This is a genomic window from Oceanospirillum sanctuarii (assembly GCF_002150805.1).
GTDB classification, from domain to species: Bacteria; Pseudomonadota; Gammaproteobacteria; order Pseudomonadales; family Halomonadaceae; genus Oceanospirillum; species Oceanospirillum sanctuarii.
On sequence record NZ_MTBA01000001.1, the window covers coordinates 340,328 to 357,523 of the forward strand.

18 protein-coding genes are annotated in these 17,196 nt (G+C 49.9%); 9 read left to right on the forward strand and 9 right to left on the reverse strand.

Annotated elements, in window-relative coordinates:
• The first annotated feature begins 179 nt into the window (after positions 1 to 179).
• The 4 genes from BV405_RS01510 (at position 180) to BV405_RS01525 (ending at position 4,793) form a co-directional block, all read left to right on the forward strand.
• On the forward strand, positions 180 to 1,061 hold the full coding sequence (locus BV405_RS01510; RefSeq protein WP_086479080.1) for a DMT family transporter: 882 nt from the start codon (positions 180 to 182) through the stop codon (positions 1,059 to 1,061).
• 240 nt (positions 1,062 to 1,301) lie between these two features.
• The gene (locus BV405_RS01515; RefSeq protein ID WP_176330001.1) at positions 1,302 to 2,726 is read left to right on the forward strand and encodes a PepSY-associated TM helix domain-containing protein; all 1,425 of its coding nucleotides are present in this window, start codon (positions 1,302 to 1,304) and stop codon (positions 2,724 to 2,726) included.
• A gap of 251 nt (positions 2,727 to 2,977) precedes the next feature.
• Positions 2,978 to 3,880, forward strand: a complete 903-nt coding sequence (locus tag BV405_RS01520) for a class I SAM-dependent methyltransferase (protein WP_086479082.1) — start codon at positions 2,978 to 2,980, stop codon at positions 3,878 to 3,880.
• 1 nt (position 3,881) lies between these two features.
• Positions 3,882 to 4,793, forward strand: coding sequence for an N-acyl amino acid synthase FeeM domain-containing protein (locus BV405_RS01525; RefSeq protein WP_086479083.1), 912 nt, complete (start codon positions 3,882 to 3,884; stop codon positions 4,791 to 4,793).
• A gap of 105 nt (positions 4,794 to 4,898) precedes the next feature.
• Here the strand turns inward: BV405_RS01525 and BV405_RS01530 are convergent, their stop codons facing one another.
• The 3 genes from BV405_RS01530 to BV405_RS01545 all read right to left on the reverse strand — a co-directional run bounded on the left by BV405_RS01530 (position 4,899) and on the right by BV405_RS01545 (position 7,683).
• Entirely contained in the window at positions 4,899 to 5,720 is an 822-nt protein-coding gene (locus BV405_RS01530; protein WP_086479084.1) for a substrate-binding periplasmic protein, read from the reverse strand.
• A gap of 121 nt (positions 5,721 to 5,841) precedes the next feature.
• Positions 5,842 to 6,672, reverse strand: a complete 831-nt coding sequence (nadE, locus tag BV405_RS01535; protein ID WP_086479085.1) for an ammonia-dependent NAD(+) synthetase — start codon at positions 6,670 to 6,672, stop codon at positions 5,842 to 5,844.
• A 429-nt stretch (positions 6,673 to 7,101) separates the two neighbouring features.
• On the reverse strand, positions 7,102 to 7,683 hold the full coding sequence (locus BV405_RS01545; RefSeq protein WP_086479087.1) for a DUF4202 domain-containing protein: 582 nt from the start codon (positions 7,681 to 7,683) through the stop codon (positions 7,102 to 7,104).
• 208 nt (positions 7,684 to 7,891) lie between these two features.
• On the opposite strand from BV405_RS01545, the gene BV405_RS01550 reads away from it, so the two are divergent.
• Positions 7,892 to 8,815: a DMT family transporter gene (locus BV405_RS01550; RefSeq protein ID WP_217895546.1), complete on the forward strand. Its 924-nt coding sequence runs from the start codon at positions 7,892 to 7,894 to the stop codon at positions 8,813 to 8,815.
• A gap of 50 nt (positions 8,816 to 8,865) precedes the next feature.
• Here the strand turns inward: BV405_RS01550 and BV405_RS01555 are convergent, their stop codons facing one another.
• Complete coding sequence (locus BV405_RS01555) at positions 8,866 to 9,618, reverse strand: thiaminase II/PqqC family protein (RefSeq protein ID WP_086479089.1); 753 nt, start codon at positions 9,616 to 9,618, stop codon at positions 8,866 to 8,868.
• A 344-nt stretch (positions 9,619 to 9,962) separates the two neighbouring features.
• On the opposite strand from BV405_RS01555, the gene rnk reads away from it, so the two are divergent.
• The gene (gene rnk, locus BV405_RS01560) at positions 9,963 to 10,373 is read left to right on the forward strand and encodes a nucleoside diphosphate kinase regulator (RefSeq protein ID WP_086479090.1); all 411 of its coding nucleotides are present in this window, start codon (positions 9,963 to 9,965) and stop codon (positions 10,371 to 10,373) included.
• Between the two features lie 147 nt (positions 10,374 to 10,520).
• Here rnk and BV405_RS01565 read toward each other — a convergent pair whose 3' ends face one another.
• Complete coding sequence (locus BV405_RS01565) at positions 10,521 to 11,702, reverse strand: amino acid permease (protein WP_086479091.1); 1,182 nt, start codon at positions 11,700 to 11,702, stop codon at positions 10,521 to 10,523.
• Positions 11,703 to 12,049: 347 nt separating this feature from the next.
• A complete protein-coding gene (locus tag BV405_RS01570) occupies positions 12,050 to 13,045 on the reverse strand; it encodes an NADP-dependent oxidoreductase (RefSeq protein WP_086479092.1) in 996 nt (331 codons plus the stop codon).
• Between the two features lie 190 nt (positions 13,046 to 13,235).
• On the opposite strand from BV405_RS01570, the gene BV405_RS01575 reads away from it, so the two are divergent.
• A complete protein-coding gene (locus tag BV405_RS01575) occupies positions 13,236 to 14,144 on the forward strand; it encodes a LysR family transcriptional regulator (protein WP_086479093.1) in 909 nt (302 codons plus the stop codon).
• Positions 14,145 to 14,227: 83 nt separating this feature from the next.
• Here the strand turns inward: BV405_RS01575 and BV405_RS01580 are convergent, their stop codons facing one another.
• The gene (locus BV405_RS01580) at positions 14,228 to 14,647 is read right to left on the reverse strand and encodes an acyl-CoA thioesterase (RefSeq protein ID WP_086479094.1); all 420 of its coding nucleotides are present in this window, start codon (positions 14,645 to 14,647) and stop codon (positions 14,228 to 14,230) included.
• Positions 14,648 to 15,092: 445 nt separating this feature from the next.
• On the opposite strand from BV405_RS01580, the gene BV405_RS17590 reads away from it, so the two are divergent.
• On the forward strand, positions 15,093 to 15,608 hold the full coding sequence (locus tag BV405_RS17590) for a phosphatase PAP2 family protein (RefSeq protein ID WP_245832228.1): 516 nt from the start codon (positions 15,093 to 15,095) through the stop codon (positions 15,606 to 15,608).
• A 42-nt stretch (positions 15,609 to 15,650) separates the two neighbouring features.
• Here BV405_RS17590 and BV405_RS01590 read toward each other — a convergent pair whose 3' ends face one another.
• Positions 15,651 to 16,133 (reverse strand): GAF domain-containing protein, encoded by a 483-nt coding sequence (locus BV405_RS01590; RefSeq protein ID WP_086479096.1) that lies wholly within the window; start codon positions 16,131 to 16,133, stop codon positions 15,651 to 15,653.
• Positions 16,134 to 16,411: 278 nt separating this feature from the next.
• On the opposite strand from BV405_RS01590, the gene BV405_RS01595 reads away from it, so the two are divergent.
• Positions 16,412 to 17,029, forward strand: a complete 618-nt coding sequence (locus tag BV405_RS01595) for a DUF3047 domain-containing protein (protein ID WP_176330003.1) — start codon at positions 16,412 to 16,414, stop codon at positions 17,027 to 17,029.
• Here the strand turns inward: BV405_RS01595 and BV405_RS01600 are convergent.
• Positions 17,026 to 17,175, reverse strand: a complete 150-nt coding sequence (locus BV405_RS01600; protein ID WP_086479098.1) for a DUF2256 domain-containing protein — start codon at positions 17,173 to 17,175, stop codon at positions 17,026 to 17,028. The genes BV405_RS01595 and BV405_RS01600 overlap by 4 nt on opposite strands.
• Positions 17,176 to 17,196 lie beyond the last annotated feature (21 nt).

The following is a 17,196-nucleotide window of genomic DNA, read 5'->3' on the forward strand; positions in this document are numbered from 1 at the left end:
ATTATGATAATTGTTCTCATTATCTTTGTGGTTAATCAACTTGTCAATTATTGAGAACGCTTCTCATAAACTGGTTTGTAAACTTTTTATAACACTATTGGTTGACTCTTAACGATTGGGTAGAATGCGCGCCCTGACCGGTTTTGGTCTGAAACCCTCTTACAACAAAGGATGAAGCTGTGCGTTATCTTGTTTTTGTGACTCTGCTCTGGGCGGTGTCATTCAGCCTGATCGGCGTTTATCTAGCCGGTAAGGTAGACAGTTATTTTGCCGTGCTGACCCGAATCGTTCTGGCGGGTCTGATCTTTCTGCCATTCACACGCTGGAAGGGGCTGCCGGGCTCTCTGAAAGGTGGAATCGTACTGGTCGGCAGTCTGCAGTTTGGTATTACTTACGTCTGCCTGTATCAGTCCTTCCTCTACCTGACGGTGCCGGAAGTGCTGTTGTTTACCATCTTCACGCCACTCTACGTGACCCTTATCGATGATGCTCTGAACAAGCGTTTCTCGGTTGCCCCTCTGGTTGCAACGGCGATTGCGGTAGTTGGTGCCGGTGTGATCCGTTATCAGGATCTGAGCGATGACTTTATTACCGGCTTCCTGCTGCTTCAGGTGGCGAATATCGCCTTTGCTGCCGGACAGGTGGGTTACGCAAATCTGATCAAGCGTCATCCGGTTGATCTGCCTGTGTGGCGCTTCTTTGGTTACTTCTTCCTGGGAGCCCTGCTGGTGGTTCTGCCATCCTTCCTGGTATTGGGTAATCCTGAAAAACTGCCTTCGACACCTCTGCAGTGGGGCGTACTGGCATGGCTGGGGCTGGCAGCTTCCGGTCTTGGTTTCTACCTGTGGAACAAGGGTGCTTGTCTGGTTGATGCGGGAACGCTGGGTATTATGAATAACGCTCTGGTTCCTGCGGGACTGGTGGTGAATATTCTGATCTGGAACCGTGATGTCGACCTGACTCGTCTGGCCATTGGTGGCGCGATTATTGTTTTCTCACTTTGGGTTAATGCCCGTTGGAACAAGTGGTTCCATTTTGATGATAAGACAGTAAAAGCATAAGTTCTGGTGTTAGTTTCTGTGTTTAAAAAGGCTCCTTCGGGAGCCTTTTTTGTCGCTCTCAAAGCACGCCGAGGCATGGCTTTTATATTAGCTGTATTTTTAATTTGTTCTTATAAATTAGTGGGTTACCTGCGTCTTTTTGCCGCGTGCAATTGCACTTAAATGCGACATTTGACCGCGCATCCCTGCCTGCACTCTCTGATAGATTTTCCCCATCTTAAATTTGATGTGGAAGATCAGATGAACACACTCTCAAAAATTCCGGTGACTGATAACTCTGCCGGTTCTTCTGACGTAAAAGGAAGATACAACCGCCTGTGGCGTTGGCACTTGTTGGCGGGTCTTTATGTGATCCCCTTTATGCTGATGTTGAGTCTTACCGGCATCATCATGATGCTTTATAAGCCAGTGATTGAGCCTTTGATCTATCCCGAGCTGGTAAGGCTTCAGTCTCAGGAGTCTATCAGCGAGCAACAGACGATGGCTGCTATAGGATGGCAGCAGCAGGTTGATCTGGTGTCACAGGCTTATCCGGATGGTGTGGTGCGTCAGTTACTGATCCCATCTCATAATGCTGATCCGGTGCGCTTTCTGTTAAAGCAGAATGGAGCCAACCTTGAAGTCTTTGTCGATCCTTACAAGGGCGAAATTCTGGGGGCAATCAACAAAGATAATACCCTCTATGCCCTGGCGGATAATATTCACGGCACTTTGCTGTTGGGTGCTTTTGGCGATGGGCTGATCGAATTGTCTGCGGGCTTAACTCTTATTCTTCTGGCGACAGGGCTAATGATGTGGTGGGCGCGTCGCAAACGTCAGCCGGGATATCTGATGAAGCCGGAGTCCGGATTAAAAGGGCGGGCATCCTGGCGCGAATGGCATACCTTCTCTGGATTTTACCTGACCGTCGTGTTGGCGCTGTTTGTGGTTTCCGGTTTGTCCTGGACCGGGATCTGGGGAGCAAAAATGGTTCAGGCGTGGAACAGCTTTCCTGCCGGAGTCTTTTCCGGAATCCCTGTGTCGGATCAGAACCATGCGTCACTGAATCCGGGTGTTGAGGAGCAGGTTCCGTGGAATCTTGAGCTGACACCTCTGCCGGAATCCGGATCTATGGCGGGTGAACCCGGTATTCCGGAAGGCACGCTGGTGAATGCCGATAGTGTGATCCGGTATGCCATGGATAACGGCATGACCCGTTTCCGTCTGAATCTGCCGACAAAACCTGAAGGCGTCTACATCGCTATTGCCGCCACCATGAGCGGTGATATCACTGACCCTCTGGCAGATCGTGCCCTGCATCTGGATCAGTACACGGGTAAGGTTCTGAGTGATGTGGGTTATGACGAGTACAGCCTGCTGGCTAAGGCGATGGCGTGGGGGATTCCGCTGCACATGGGGCGTTGGGGTAATACCAATCTGATCATCAACCTGCTGCTTTGTCTTGGCATTATTGGCGTTTCAGTTGCAGGCTTTGTGATGTGGTGGAAGCGACAACCCGTTAATCGTCGTTTATCTCTTGGTGCTCCTTCATCGAAAGGCGGTCCACGTGCCGGTCTGATCTGGATTCCTTTGTTGTGTGGCCTCTTTGTGCCTTTACTGGGTGTGGCGCTTCTTGTGTTCTGGATGCTGACGAAAGCGATCCGTAAAGGTTCGGAACCGGCTTAAGTCAATCGCAAAAAACTGAGTAAGCAAGATAACCCTGATAAGCCCGGTCCTTTTTTTCAGCTCTGTTAGTTCTTTGACCCTTTTGTTCTCAAAGTGGGTGGACCTGAAAGGGCTGGCTTTGAAGAGCTGGTTTTGATGGGCAGGGCTTTGTTGTTTTAAGAACTGACGCAGAAATAAATCAACTGAACGGATTGTGCTAGCCACGACTAAATGCGGATAATACTTTTTTAATTTTGGCGTGGAGCTTTTTTGTGAAGGAAGATCAGGCAAGTATTACCGCATATACCGTTCTTCAGGGTGTTCTTTTTACGGCGACTAAACCGGGCTTTGAGGCTTTGGTTGCTCAGAGTACCCGCGATGCCTGTCGTAAGGTTTTGTCCGCGTCAGCAGAGGGACAAAAGCGTCTGCGCCAACTGGACAGTACTCTGTTCCGCACGCTGGCTCCTATGATGGAAAAGGCAGTTCTGCCGGGCATTACCCTGCACTATGTACTGCGTAAGCGCTACATTCGGGATGCGGCGGAGAAAGCGATTGCTGAAGGCTTTACCCAGATCGTTAACCTGGGGGCAGGCTTTGATACTCTGACCTGGGAGCTGCACAGCCAGTTTCCGGATGTGAACTTTATCGAGCTGGATCACCCGGCAACCAGTGCACAAAAGCAGAAGATTCTGACTGCCGGAGCTGGTGAGAACCTACATCTGCTGGAAGTGGATTTCAGTAAGACCGATGCCAAAGAAGCTCTGAGCAACTTCTCTGGCTTTGATGCCAACAGAGATACCTTCTATATCTGCGAAGGTGTGCTGATGTATCTGGATGTCTCAGATGTTGAGAGGCTCTTCAAAGGCCTGAAAGAGCTGACCGATACCCATGCCCGTTTTGTCTTCAGCTGTGTCGCTCCTATGTCCAGCAAAGAAACCAACTGTGGTTGGTTGCTGAAGCTGTATCTGATGATTAAGTCCGAACCGCTGAACTGGGAGATTGAGCAGCAGGCTGTTGAGGCTTTTGTTGATGCTCAGGGTTATCAAATGACAGATCTTGCAGGAACAGATCAGCTGAAAGAACGCTATCTGGCAGGCCTCAAGCACGGCACTTTGCATCGCGGTGAGTATCTGGTGCAGACCGATGTGATTCGCAAAGCATCTGAGGAGCAGTAGCATGGCGATTAAGATCTCATTAGCGGAAGCGCCTCAGGAGATCGATGCGGTTTTAAAACTGCGTCATACGGTGTTCAGCGAGGAGGAAGAACTGTTCTCCGCGACACCTGATCTCAGGGTGATGGACCGGTTTGATACCTTCTCCACCAGTAAAAATCTGATCGCTGTCAGCGACGGGGAAGTGATTGGTAGTATGCGCCTGACACTGGATTCCGGTGCCGGTATCCCTGCAGATGAATACTATGATTTTCGCCGACTGTTGCCGGATGATGCCCGCATTCTAAACTGCGGCATGTACTGTGTTACCAAGCCTTATCGGGGGGCGAAGATCGCGATTGGCCTGAATCTGATGGCGTCCTATTTTGGTGTTTCCCACGATGTAACCCATGTGGTGGCTCCAATCAATCCGGCCATTGCCAAGTTAGTGGGTCGGATTGGTTTTAAACCGGTTGATGAGATTCAGTATGATCCGGCTCACGGTGTTGAGTTCTTACCGATGGTGCTGGATATCAACGAGCTGACCGATTACTTCCTGACCTTTGCAGAAAATAATCGTCTGTATAACTTTATTGGTTCTTACGAATGTCTGTTCTTTGCTGAAGGTGAACATGTGGTACGTGCCGGTGAAACCGGAGATGCGGCTTTTGTGATTATCGAAGGTGATGCCGATGTCGTCACGCCGGATAATAACCAGCATATCGCCCGTATCGGCCCCGGAGAGGTGTTTGGTGAGCTGGCGCTGCTGACGGATGATGTGCGTTCTGCGGATATTGTCGCCGCGTCAGATATTCGGGTGATGCGCTTGCCTAAAGAGGCCTTCCTTGAGCATCTGAGAAATCATCCGGATCATGCGATGAATATGCTGAAAAGCATCGGTGGACGCATGAAAAACATGCTTAAAGCCGGAGCCTGACTCCGGCGGTCATCGCAAGTAACCCGCCGGAATTATCATAGAAAAATGGTTATTTTGGACTGGTGCGTTTTTTTTGGATAGGGACAGTTTTTGGGACAGGGACGGTTATTTCAGGTAAGGCTTGAGTAACCGGTCCAGTTCGCCGGAATCTCTCATCTCTGTAATCCGCTTGTTAAGCAGTTTGTGCAGCTCAAGACTGTTGTTTGTTGCCCGACTAACCAGCATCCGAAAGTCATCCGGTTCAATACCCGGAACCGGGGTATGTTGCCAGATGTCGGTTAACAGAGGTGTTCCTGTCAAAGCAAAGCCCAGCAGTACTTCATAGCGCCCCAGTAGCAGATCGCATCGGCCAGCAGCTGTTTTATGGAACAGCTGGTTGAAGGTACGGCTGGTGGTTTCCACCTTTTCAGGAAGCAGGCCAAAGCTATGGTAGCTGTAACCTCTTAAACCGCAGACTTTATAGTTTTTTGTGATCTCGGAAGGGGGGACATCAAGCCCTTCGGGAAAGCGGGATTTCAGATAGATATAGCTGGGGGTCACATAGTAGTAAGGTATCGACATGCGATAGGTGATGGCACGTTCTTCATTGCCGGACGCGCTCAAAGCCACATCAACCTGTCCCTCTTTCACCATCTCAAGACAGCGTCTCCAGGGCAGCATCTGAACTTTGTAGGCCTGACCTGTAGGCTCAAAAATACGTGCCAGAACATCAAGGTCATAACCTTTCAGAGTGTTGCCATCTTCGTAGGTGTAGGGCGGCCAGCCTGCTTTATCACCACAGAAGGTAATCGGGGAGTCTGAGCCTGTAATAACTGATGTAGTCGGTTGGCTGGTTTCAGTAGAAGCCTGCAGATGGGATGGCAGCAGTGCAGATTGCAGTGCTATGAAGGAGAGCGCAGAAAACAGTACAGCGGTGATTCTCAGCATAGATGCCCTTCCTTTCTCGCAAAGATGCGATTTGTATTCTCAATTTAGTTATAAGTGAGATGCGTCCATTCGGCAAGAAAGCCGCCATGGAGAGAATCTCTCATGGCGGCCCTGCTTAAGCTCAGTCGTAAATCGTAGGGATCGGCTGACGCTTATGTTGTGTTGCTTTGTAGATGCTGATCAGGCGTTCGCTCACCTCTTTGGCAACGGGCTTGCCTTCAAGGAAATCGTCAATCTGTTCGTAGGTTAGAGCCAGTGCGTCCTCATCAGCCTTCTGAGGTGCCAGTTCTTCCAGATCGGCGGTCGGAACCTTCTTAACCAGCAGTTCCGGCGCGCCTAGTTTGGCGGCTACCTGACGAACCTGACGTTTGCTCAGGCCGAACAGTGGAGCCAGATCGCAGGCACCATCGCCGTATTTGGTGTAGAAACCGGTGATGTTTTCCGCAGAGTGATCGGTACCCAGCACCAGACCGCCAGTCAGACCCGCAATTTCATACTGAGCGACCATGCGCGCACGGGCTTTGACGTTACCCTTCACGAAGTCCAGTTTTGCGGCATCTTCAGGAATCAGACCTGTGCCATCCAGCGCTTCCAGTGTACTGGCGTGCAGGCCTTCGACGCCGTTTTTGATATTTACACTGACAGAGTGGCTCGGCTGGATAAAAGACAGGGCTAACTGAGCTTCATCTTCATCTTTTTGGGTGCCGAAAGGCAGGCGCACCGCGACAAACTGATAACCGGCTTCAGGCTGATCAGCATTTAACTCATTAACGGCCAGTTGCGCCAGACGGCCACAGGTGGTGGAATCCACACCGCCACTGATGCCCAGCACCAGTGTTTTACAGCGTGCGTTGAGCAGGCTGTTTTTAATAAAATCTGTACGACGACGAATCTCAAAATCCGGATCAATTTCGGGCAGAACCCGCATCTCTTTACGGATGATCTCTTCCATTCTTGGCACCACTTTTTAGAGCGACTTTTGTCAGTAGACGGTTCGGTGACTTCATCAGTGCCCTGAAACGGATCAGGGCGCTATTGATGATTTAACTTTTGCATTGTTTTGGTGCGTCGAAAGGTGTTTTTCGACGCTAATTCGCTGATTATACAGCCTTTATTTCAGAATAACCTGACCTGCATCCAGTGTGCTATTCGGCAGTCATGGGAACCCGAACCGGTTTTTCTTTCGGGATTTCCGATCTGGGCTTGCCAGAGCTTTCCTGTTCCGTAAATTCAGAGTTTTCCGGCTCTATAGGGGTATAGGTGCAGCCAGTAATGAGCAGGCCGCTAACACTGAATGACAGTATCAGCGCAGCTGCCAGAATCCGTTTCATAAGCAATCAGGAGTCCTCTTTTTATAAAGGCTGTTATCTGGGCTTCTTAATCACGCCAGCGCTTTCTGAATCAGAGCCAGATGGTCAGGGGCAAAGTTCAGCTTCAGCGCAGCTTCATGGCCTTTTTCCGACATTTTGCCCCAGGTTTTCTGGATAATGCTGATGAGCTTAGGCTCACTGTGTTTCTCAGCGAAAGGCGCGAGATAGTGATCCAGAAAGACCAGACAGATCACATCTTCCAGTGCCTGTACTTCCGCATCCTGCTTGAGGCGCTTTTTCTGCAGCAGGGTTTTTACCCGTTCAGCATCCTCGTCTCTATAACCCGCCTGCAGCATCAGCTCTGCGGTTTTCTCGCCATGGAATTTGCCCAGTTCAGTGCGCCAGTGCTTGTACCCCACACGACCTTCCGGATAGTCGGAGCGGGGAATGCTCCAGCGCTGAATATGCTGTCCCCGGGCTGCAATCTGCAGCAGCTCTGAGGCATCCGGTGCAAATTCAGACAGGCATTGGCTCATGCGTTGTCCGTAAAGCCACTCTTTTGCAACAGGCTGGCCCTGCCATTCTTCCTGATTCGGGTCTTCGTTATTTGCCTGATCAATCAGTTGCAGCACGACTTCAAGCTTGGCACTCATATCCTATTCCTTATCTTGCTGCTCAACGGTGATGTAGGTCGTTGAGGCAGTCATCATCATATTTGTTAAAGTGTACCATTCCTGCCGATTTTTATAGACGTTCGGGCAAGGGAAAGATAATAAAACAGGACTTCCGGATGGGTTATCCGGCTAGTCTTTACTGCTACTTTAAATGGCAGATTTAAATCACTCTGTGAAGGGATATTCAATGATCAGGCCAATTCTGCTGACGCTACTTTCCTTGATGGCTTTGGCGGCCAATTCTGTACTGTGTCGTTTAGCCTTGTCCCCTGTGGGTTCAGATAGTGTGGGTGCAGAGTTCTCATCTGCCTCTATCGATCCGGTCAGCTTTACTCTGCTCAGACTGGCCTCGGGAATCGGTATGCTTTGGCTGGTGATCTTTCTGCTTCGTTTGCGACAGGGCGCATCGTCTAAAGAGAAAGGTGCTGGCGATGAAGCAGGTGGTAGCTATAAAGCTGGCTTTATGTTGTTTGCCTACGCGATTGCTTTCTCTGTAGCGTATCTGGATCTTGAAACCGGCACTGGCGCACTGATTCTCTTTGGTTCCGTTCAGTTAACGATGATTCTTGTTGGCTGGCTGCAGGGGCAGCGACTGCATCTGATCGAATGGTCCGGTGTTCTGATGGCCTTTACCGGTTTTGTTTATCTGGTGTTGCCGGGTTTCAGTACCCCAAGTTTCAGCGGTTTTGTACTGATGACCCTGGCGGGCATCGCCTGGGGTTTTTATACCCTGATGGGGCGGGGATCGAAAACACCAGCTTTGGATACCGCCCGAAACTTTCTCTTTACCTGGCCGTGGTTGCTTTTGTTGCTGCTTTGGCTCTTTGTGCAGGGCGGAAACTGGCAAAGTGAAGGGGTTCTGCTGGCGCTGACATCGGGTGCGATTACCTCGGGGCTGGGTTATGTCATCTGGTACGCAACTCTGCCTTATTACACGGCAACGCAAGCGGCAGTGCTTCAGTTATCGGTTCCTGTGATAGCGGCGATGGGCGGGGTGATGTTTGTTTCAGAGCCTGTCACTCTGACGCTGATTATTGCTTCACTGATGATTCTGGGTGGCATTTTGCTGGTTATTGCCGGGCGCTGGTATCTGCAGAAACATGCCCGCTGAGCAGTATCAGTGGGCATGGATTGTCAGGAGATTTATATCGGGTACAGCCTTCAAATGGGCGGTTGACCACAGGCGCTGCGGAACATATTGCACTCGAACTGCATACCCTTGATAAAGATTTCAATCGCCCGCTGATGGTCCAACTGATCGGCATGGGCGTTAATAAAATCAGCCATATCCTTCGGTGCTTCTGCCACCTGATTTGCTTCAATCCACGACGCATAAAGGTTGTTCGGTGTTGCGTCCGGAGCCAGCGTTAGACCTATGTAAGTCCATAATGAGATACAAGGTGTCATAGCAACCACAAAATAGAGAGGATCCATGGTTTCAGCGATGGTACGTTCAAAGTCGGCATAAGCTTGTGCCAGATCCGTCAGTTGAACCGCTTTAGGATCTGCAATATGCCAGCCGGCAAAAACTTCAGCGTTGTAATCGAGATAATCTTTCTGGCGGGCGATGCAAAAGGCTTTAACCTCCGGATCTGTCGCCTTCGGGATTACAATACTGTAGTCATCAGCAGAATAGCTGCAGTAGGCTGCATCTAATACCGTGAACTGGCCATATTGATCAGGATTCAGATCAGAGTGAGCAATCCCCTGAACAAAGTCTGACGCTAATGCGGCTTGCTGGTACTGAGTGGTTGCCGCCCACATCTGATCGTAAAGAGTTTCACCGGTGGCGGCAGCGAGCTTAACGGGCTTCTTCTTAAAGACTGAGGTTGGCACCCGACTGCGGGGCGAGCGGGTGAGGATGCTGGCGCTTGTATTGGCGGATCTATTGGCGGTTCCGTTAGCTGGGCTCATGATTCAGGTATCTTCCTTGGTATTGGTATTGGTATCGGATATCACCCCTGAGACTAAAACCCGGACATAGCCCGAAGCAAGTGAAAGATAAACTGCAGGATAAAAAGCGTTACAACAATACAGAGAACTTTATTTAGCCCCTGCTGTATAATGCTTGTCGAACCAAACACCTGATGCTTCCGGCGTCAGGTGTTTTTTATTGGCTCGACTTTAATGCCCGTGGTGATTCTGTGAACCATACGGAATGGATATGCTGAAGCGCTACGATTGACAGACCCTAGGTGTAAATCACTGCTCGGGGTTATCGCCCCGAAAGTTAAAGAGCAGTGTTAAGGATTAAGAAAATGCAAAATACGCAGCCTGACATCATTATCTCTGAATCTGATGCAGAGAAGCTGGATGAGCTGTTAGCGAAGGTTTCCCAAAAGGATTTTCCGGGAAAAGGTAATCTTGAGAAGGAACTTGACCGGGCGACTATCGTGCCGTCGTCTCAGATTCCGGAAAACGTGGTGACCATGAATTCCAGAGTACGCTTTAAAGATGTGAACTCTGACAAGAGCTTTACCATGACGCTGGTGTACCCGAAGAGTGCTGGACAGGAGAATACCGTTTCGGTACTGGCTCCTATGGGCTCTGCGCTTTTAGGTTTGTCGGTAGGGCAGCAGATCAGTTGGCCTAAACCAGCGGGCGGTGTGATGACGGTTGAGATCGAAGAGATTCTTTACCAACCGGAACGTGATGGCGCATTGGCCTGATCGACCCGGGGGCTCTTAGCAAATCGATTTGAGCACTTACAGCAATAAAACAGCGCCCATAAAAAAGGCGGGATGCAACAGATTGAATCTGTGCTCCCGCCTTTTTCGTTTCAGCTGTTACAGCTCATCAAGAGCTGCTTCTGATGATCAGTAGAACTGAGCACCCACCAGCAGGAAACCAAACAGCAGAGTGCTCACCAGAGCGATCTGGCCGCCTGGAGTCACATAAGCCACTTCACCATCCTGACGGCTGCGCCATACCATAGCAACCGGAATAAAGATCGCCAGAACGGTCAGAGCCAGACCAGCGTAGCTCAGAGCTTTCAGGAACTCGCCCGGAGCGCTGGACGCCATAATCAGGGCAGGGATCAGCGTCAGAGCGATCGCAGGAATCTTGCCGTCAACCACAGGCTTCTGATCACACATTTCACGGATAAAGCCGTACAGGGACAGTGCCACACCCAGGAAGGAGGTCAGCAGAGCCATCGCCGCGAACAGTTTCAGTACAGAGCCCAGACCAGCGCCACTTTCACCAAGTGCAGTCACCAGCTGTTCAACGCCATTCAGACCAGCCAGTTGCTCAGGAGCTACAGCATTCATGCAGGCCCAGAACCATGCGATGTAGCAAACCAGAGGGATCAGACTGCCCACGATAACCACTTTGCTGAAGTGCTTGCCTTCGCCATCTTCGGTGTAGCTAACCAGCGGCGGGATCACAACCATAAAGCCAAACGAGGTGAACAGAACCGGCAGCGCGGCCATGATCTGTGCCTGGGTATCGCCTGCCTGTGCAGTGGTCAGGCTGGTCTGATGTGCGGTATCCGGAGCCAGAGAGGCAAGGGAGTAAAGAGCAACCACCATGGCTACCAGCATGATCGCGAAGAACAGACGGTTCAGGCGGTCAACTGCGCCGGTACCCAGAACAATGGTGATACCCGCAAGCAGGGTGAACAGAGTACGGCTGAAGCCAAGGCTGACTTCAAGGCCCATATATTTCAGAGCAACCTGCAGCAGTTCGCTGGCACCCAGAATATAAGCCATCAGCAGGAACACCAGCAGGAAGATCATACTGGAGTTGGTAATCAGCTGACCGATACGTCCCAGCCATTTACCGGACATGGAGTGCATGTTTTCACCGGGGTGGTGATTCACATTCACTTCCAGCAGTAACAGGGCAGCCAGAGTCGTAAACGCCCAAACAAAAAACAGAAGTCCCAGACCCAGACCAAAACCCAGAGGTGCCAGAACCATAGGAATAGCGAGCATGCCCGCACCAAGTGCAGTCCCTGCCACCAGCAGTGTGCTTCCCAAGAAACGAGTGGATACCACGTTGTTCTCCCAATGTTGTCTTTATTATGAAATTGTGAAGAGGTGGCGATACTAACGAAAAGGATTTTTGCAGGCTAGTATTTTGTTTTATATCAATGTTCCAGTTGATTATTCTGCTATCAAATTTTTTGTAGGCTAAACATCTGATGTTGATGGGCTTTTCAGAAAGATCGGAAAAAGAGGGATTAGCCGCTAAGCCCCATGAATAAAGGGGTGATGCTGATCAATTGGTAGGTTGGAATAGACTTTGAAGATATGTTTGTAAGTGATACTCAGCGACCATAAAGGCCGCTGATTTTGTATCGTAAATATTTTTTTACAAGGTGGCTTTCGCGTTACCTATGAGCTTAAAGCTCGACAATCAGTTTGCCCTGATTACCGCCAGTAAACAGCAGGTTCAGACCACCAACAGCGGATGTCAGACCTTTAAGGGTATGACTGCGATACTGGATCTGACCTTTCTGAACATAAGGCACCAGCAGTTCAAGTAATTGCGGCACTTCATGGAAGTGATCCGGCATGGTGAAGCCCTGAATCATCAGGCGTTTTTTGATGATATTCATCCAGTTAGGGCCTGGAGCAGGTGTCGCAGCTGTGTAATCCGCAATCATGCCGCAGACGATGATACGGCCATGGGCGTTCATACGCTGGTAGATATGCTGCTGAATCGGCCCGCCGGTATTTTCAAAGAAGAGGTCTATGCCGTTGGGTGTCAGTTCAGCCAGTTTTTCCGCCAGGTTATCGGTTTTGTAGTTGATTGCACCATCAAAACCCAGAGTGTTCACGATCCAGTCCGCTTTATCTTCGCTGCCGACTACACCGATAACACGCAGGCCTTCTGCTTTAGCCAGCTGACCGACAATAGAGCCTACTGAGCCCGCTGCACCGGTAACGATCAGGGTTTCACCTGACTTAGGCTGGCCAACGCGCAACAGACCCTGAGTAGCGGTCAGTCCCGGCAGTGCCAGTACAGAAAGCACCATATCAGCAGGTAGGGAAGGATCAACCTTGTTGACTCCCTGACCCTGACTGACCGCATATTCCTGCCAACCGAACATGCCGGTTACCTTATCACCAACCGCAAAATCCGGATGCTGGGATTCAATCACCTCGGCATAACCGCTTGAGCGCATGACATCGCCCAGTTCAACGGGTGGGATATAGCTTTCACGATCGTCGCTCATCCAACCCAGCATCGCAGGGTCCAGAGACATATGAGTCTGGCGAATCAGAAATTCTCCTGCGGAAATCCTTGGTACAGGGTTTTGCTCTACCTGAAACAGTTCAGCAGTAGGAGCGCCCTGTGGGCGAGCGATCAGTTTGATTTGCGTATTCTGAGTCATAATTTTCTCAATTCGTTTTAAGTCTGTTGGACTGAATAGAAAGGGTAGGTGGTCGATCTACCTGGCCACTCCCTAAGGTTATGTCGCTATTTTATTCACTGAATTTGAGAGATATAGACGCTAAAATAGGAATCATCTTTGTCATTAAGACAATAATTGCAGCAAAACCGGAAACAGAGCCTAAAGCGATATGGATCAGTTAAAAGCGATGCGCTACTTCGTAAAGGTGGCAGAAAGTGGCAGTTTCACCAAAGCTGCCCAGCATTTTGATGTACCGGCGTCATCCTTGTCCCGACGGGTCGCGGATCTGGAGAACCATCTGGGAGCCGTGCTGCTGAAGCGCTCAACCCGTGTGGTGCGACTGACGGAGATCGGCAGACTGTATCTGCAGCAGGTGAGGGATATTCTTTCCCGACTGGAGGCGACTGATGAGTTAGTGGGCAGTTACCAGAGTAAACCCATGGGGCATCTCAAAATCAGTGCCACAGTGGGGTTTGGTGAAACCCTGTTATTACCGCTGATGGACGAGTTTTCGTCCCGTTATCCGGACATCGTGCTGGATATTGAGCTGAGTGATGCGCTTTCAACCCTGGGCAGAGATGATGTCGATATCGCCATTCGGGGCGGCTATGTACCGGATGAAAGGGTGGTAGCGGTTAAACTGCGGGATAACCGTTTTATTCTGGCTGGTGCTCCTGCTTATCTTGAGCGGGAAGGTATGCCATCTCATCCTCAGGATCTGAAAGATCATAAAGGACTGCTTTATCGCGCACCTATCGGCATATTGCCCTGGATCAGCCTGATTGATGGAGAGTGGCAGGATGTTTCCCCGCACAAGGTTGCAGTCAGCAATGCCGGTCGTTGGTTGGTGGAGAAAGCGATTAACGCTGATGGCTTGCTGATGCTGCCCAGATGGGCGCTGCAGAGTGCTCTGGATAGCGGTGAGTTACTGGAAATTCCGTTAAACCCTGAGGTGGCTGTGACCCGAAGTGAAAAGCTGGGTATCTATCTGCTCTATCAGCAGAACCGTTATCAGGTGCCGAAAATTAGAGCTGCAGTGGATTTTCTGGTAACCCGTCTTTCAGTGAATCAGAGTTAAAATGCCGGTTACAAAGAGCAGAGACCAAAAAGGCCACAATCCCTGAGGATGCGGCCTTTCCTGTGAGCACGGATTACCGAATATTAAAGCGTGAACTCTTCCACGGCATAGTCCGGCAGCTGGTCTTTTTGCGGAACCGGAGTCGGATTACCTTCCTCATCCAGAGCGACAAACTTGAAGATCGCCTCCGTCACTTTTTCACGCAGGCCGATCTGACCACGGCGCACCCAGGCCTCAACGTGGATCTTCATTGAGGTTTTGCCTACCTCAACCACATCGGTATAAACACCCAGAATATCGCCCACCTTAACCGGACGGATAAAGCTCATGCCTTCAACCGCAACCGTCACCACACGCTGCTGTGCCCGCTGACTGGCACAAATACCTGCCGCTATATCCATCTGAGCCAGAACCCAACCACCAAAGATATCACCGGAAGGATTGGTATCCGCTGGCATCGCCATGGTACGGGTCGTTAAGCGACCTTTAGTTTCTTGTGTCATAGAAGGTTCCCCAACCTAATATCCATGCCTCAACCCTAATATTTATGGGAAGACGCACCTTGCTTGTAATAGGTTGATTGTAACTCAGGAAATTATGAAAAACCGACCGGTCACAGTGTTTATTGCTGAAAAATAGAGCCAAAGCAGTATTTGCTTAGTTTGTTGAAGCTTAAGGCTTATTTAAGCTTTGATAATAATACTGGCGACTCACTTAAACTCTGGCTGGTCAGGGATTTCTTGTCAGACCTACTGAAGTTGGATCGCTTGTATGATGCAGCAACGTAAACACTGGGTTCTTCTCAGCTTTATTTGTCTGGTTGTATTTTTTATCGGTTGGCCTGAGCTGGATTTGATCTTTAGCGGGCTTTACTTTGATTCTTCTTCTCATAGCTTCCCCGCCAATCAGGAGAACTGGGTTCGATTTGTTTATGTGCTGTTCAAGGATATGCCACTGGTCCTTGTGCCTGCGCTCTTACTTTTGACCTTGATCTCCTGGCTCAGATTTTCCCCGGCAAAATTACGCTGCAAGCGACACAAGCTGCTTTTCTTACTGTTGTTTTTGCTGATAGGACCGGGATTATTGGTTCATGCAGGTTTTAAAAACAACTGGGACAGAGCAAGACCCAGGGATGTGGTGCAGTTTGGCGGTGAGCAGCATTTCAGTCCCGCATGGATTGTCAGTGATCAGTGTGAGAAGAACTGTTCCTTTACCAGTGGCCATGCGGCAATGGGCTTTGCTTTTATCGCCTTAGCCTGGGTTTGGGAGTGGCAGCTGGGGCTCTTAGTGGGAGTGATTATCGGCTTATTTGTTGGCGAGGTTCGGGTAATACAGGGAGGGCATTTTCTGAGTGATATTATCTTCTCAGGCTATATCTGTTACTTCACCGCCTGGTTGCTGGCAAAAGTGATTTTGCCTAAAGAGCAAAACCATCAGTTGTTACAAAAGAGTCACTGGCGCTAGCCAGTGACTCTGACCTTTCGGGTAAATTCTGCCGTCCTAGCCTTAAAGCATCAGGCCGATCATGGAGGTCAGTTTCTCCAGCCAATGCTGATCAACTTCATCGAAGTCGTTCAGTTGATCGCTGTCGATATCCAGTACCCAGGCGACTTTGCCGCGCTTAAAAATCGGTAACACGATTTCGGATTTGGAGGCGCTGGAGCAGGCGATATGGCCCGGAAACTCGTCAACATTGGGCACAACCAAGGTTTTGCGTTGCTCAAATACTGCACCACAAACGCCTTTGCCTTTGGGGATTCGTGTGCAGGCAACAGGGCCCTGAAAGGGACCAAGAACCAGCATGTCCGGTGTCTCTGCATGGTAAAAACCCACCCAGAAATAGCCCATACCTTCTTTTAGTGCTGCACTAATGTTCGCCAGATTCGCGATTACATCCTGCTCGGTGCTTACCAGAGCTTCAATCTGAGGTAACAGGCTCTGATATTTTTGCGCCTTATTGCCTTCAATTACGGAAATCTGTTCTGCCATCTTTAAAGAAGTCCTTACTGACTTGTTCATACCGGATTAAGCTTTTGATCTGTGGGGACGATGTTTTGTCTGCTTAATCTAAGGTCTTAAGATTAAAGTCGTAGATAAAAATGAATACAGAATAGTGTTTGCCGCGTATATCGACAAGTAAGTTCTGTCTAATAAAGTTCCGGAAGAGGTTTTGTATGCGACTGATAAGTCACGGTTTTGTCGGTTTTAAGGGGGATAAAAGAGCTACCCCGACATCTTTGTATAGCTTGATATCGGTTGTTCTTCTGATGCTCATAAGCTCATTTGCTAAGGCAGAAAATCCGGATCAGAACGGAGAAATTCGCTTTTCGCCCATGCTGATGATGCAGTGGCCAACAAAAGAGTTTGAAGGCTTTACGGATTACCAGCTCGCCAAGGATGCCGGCTCGCCTGCTATTAAAGCCAACAGTAAGGGTGCGGCTTCCGGCCTGTTTTATGAAACCGAGATTGATCTGAATAAAACCCCGTACCTTAGCTGGCGCTGGAAGGTGACCCGGCTGCCGGATCTGGATAACGAGCGGATCAAGAAAGGTGATGATTTTGCTGCCCGGGTTTATGTGGTGGTGAATGACGGCTGGACTTTTTTCAGCACTAAGGCGATCAGTTATGTCTGGTCAGCACAGTCTCCGGTAGGGGAGGAGTGGCCTAATCCTTTTGCTGGCGGCAGCGCCATGATGGTGTCCGTACGCCATCGGCCTGCAGGAGATGGCTGGTACACCGAGAAACGTAACCTGAAAAGTGACCTTAAGCGGCTGTTTGGCAAAGAGATTACCACCATCAAAGCGATTGCCATTATGACGGATACCGATAACTCCGGCAGTGAAGCGGAAGCCTGGTACGGTGATCTGGTGTTTTCTGCGGATTAACCGGAATCGCCTTTCGCAGAGCGGCAGCGTTGGGAGCAGTAACGTACCTGCTCCCAATCTTTAGCCCATTTCTTGCGCCACTTAAAAGGGCGATTGCAGGTCGGGCAGGTCTTCTCCGGCAGGAAATTTTTCTTATGGCCTTTCATCTCTAATGGCCTCTTAACGAT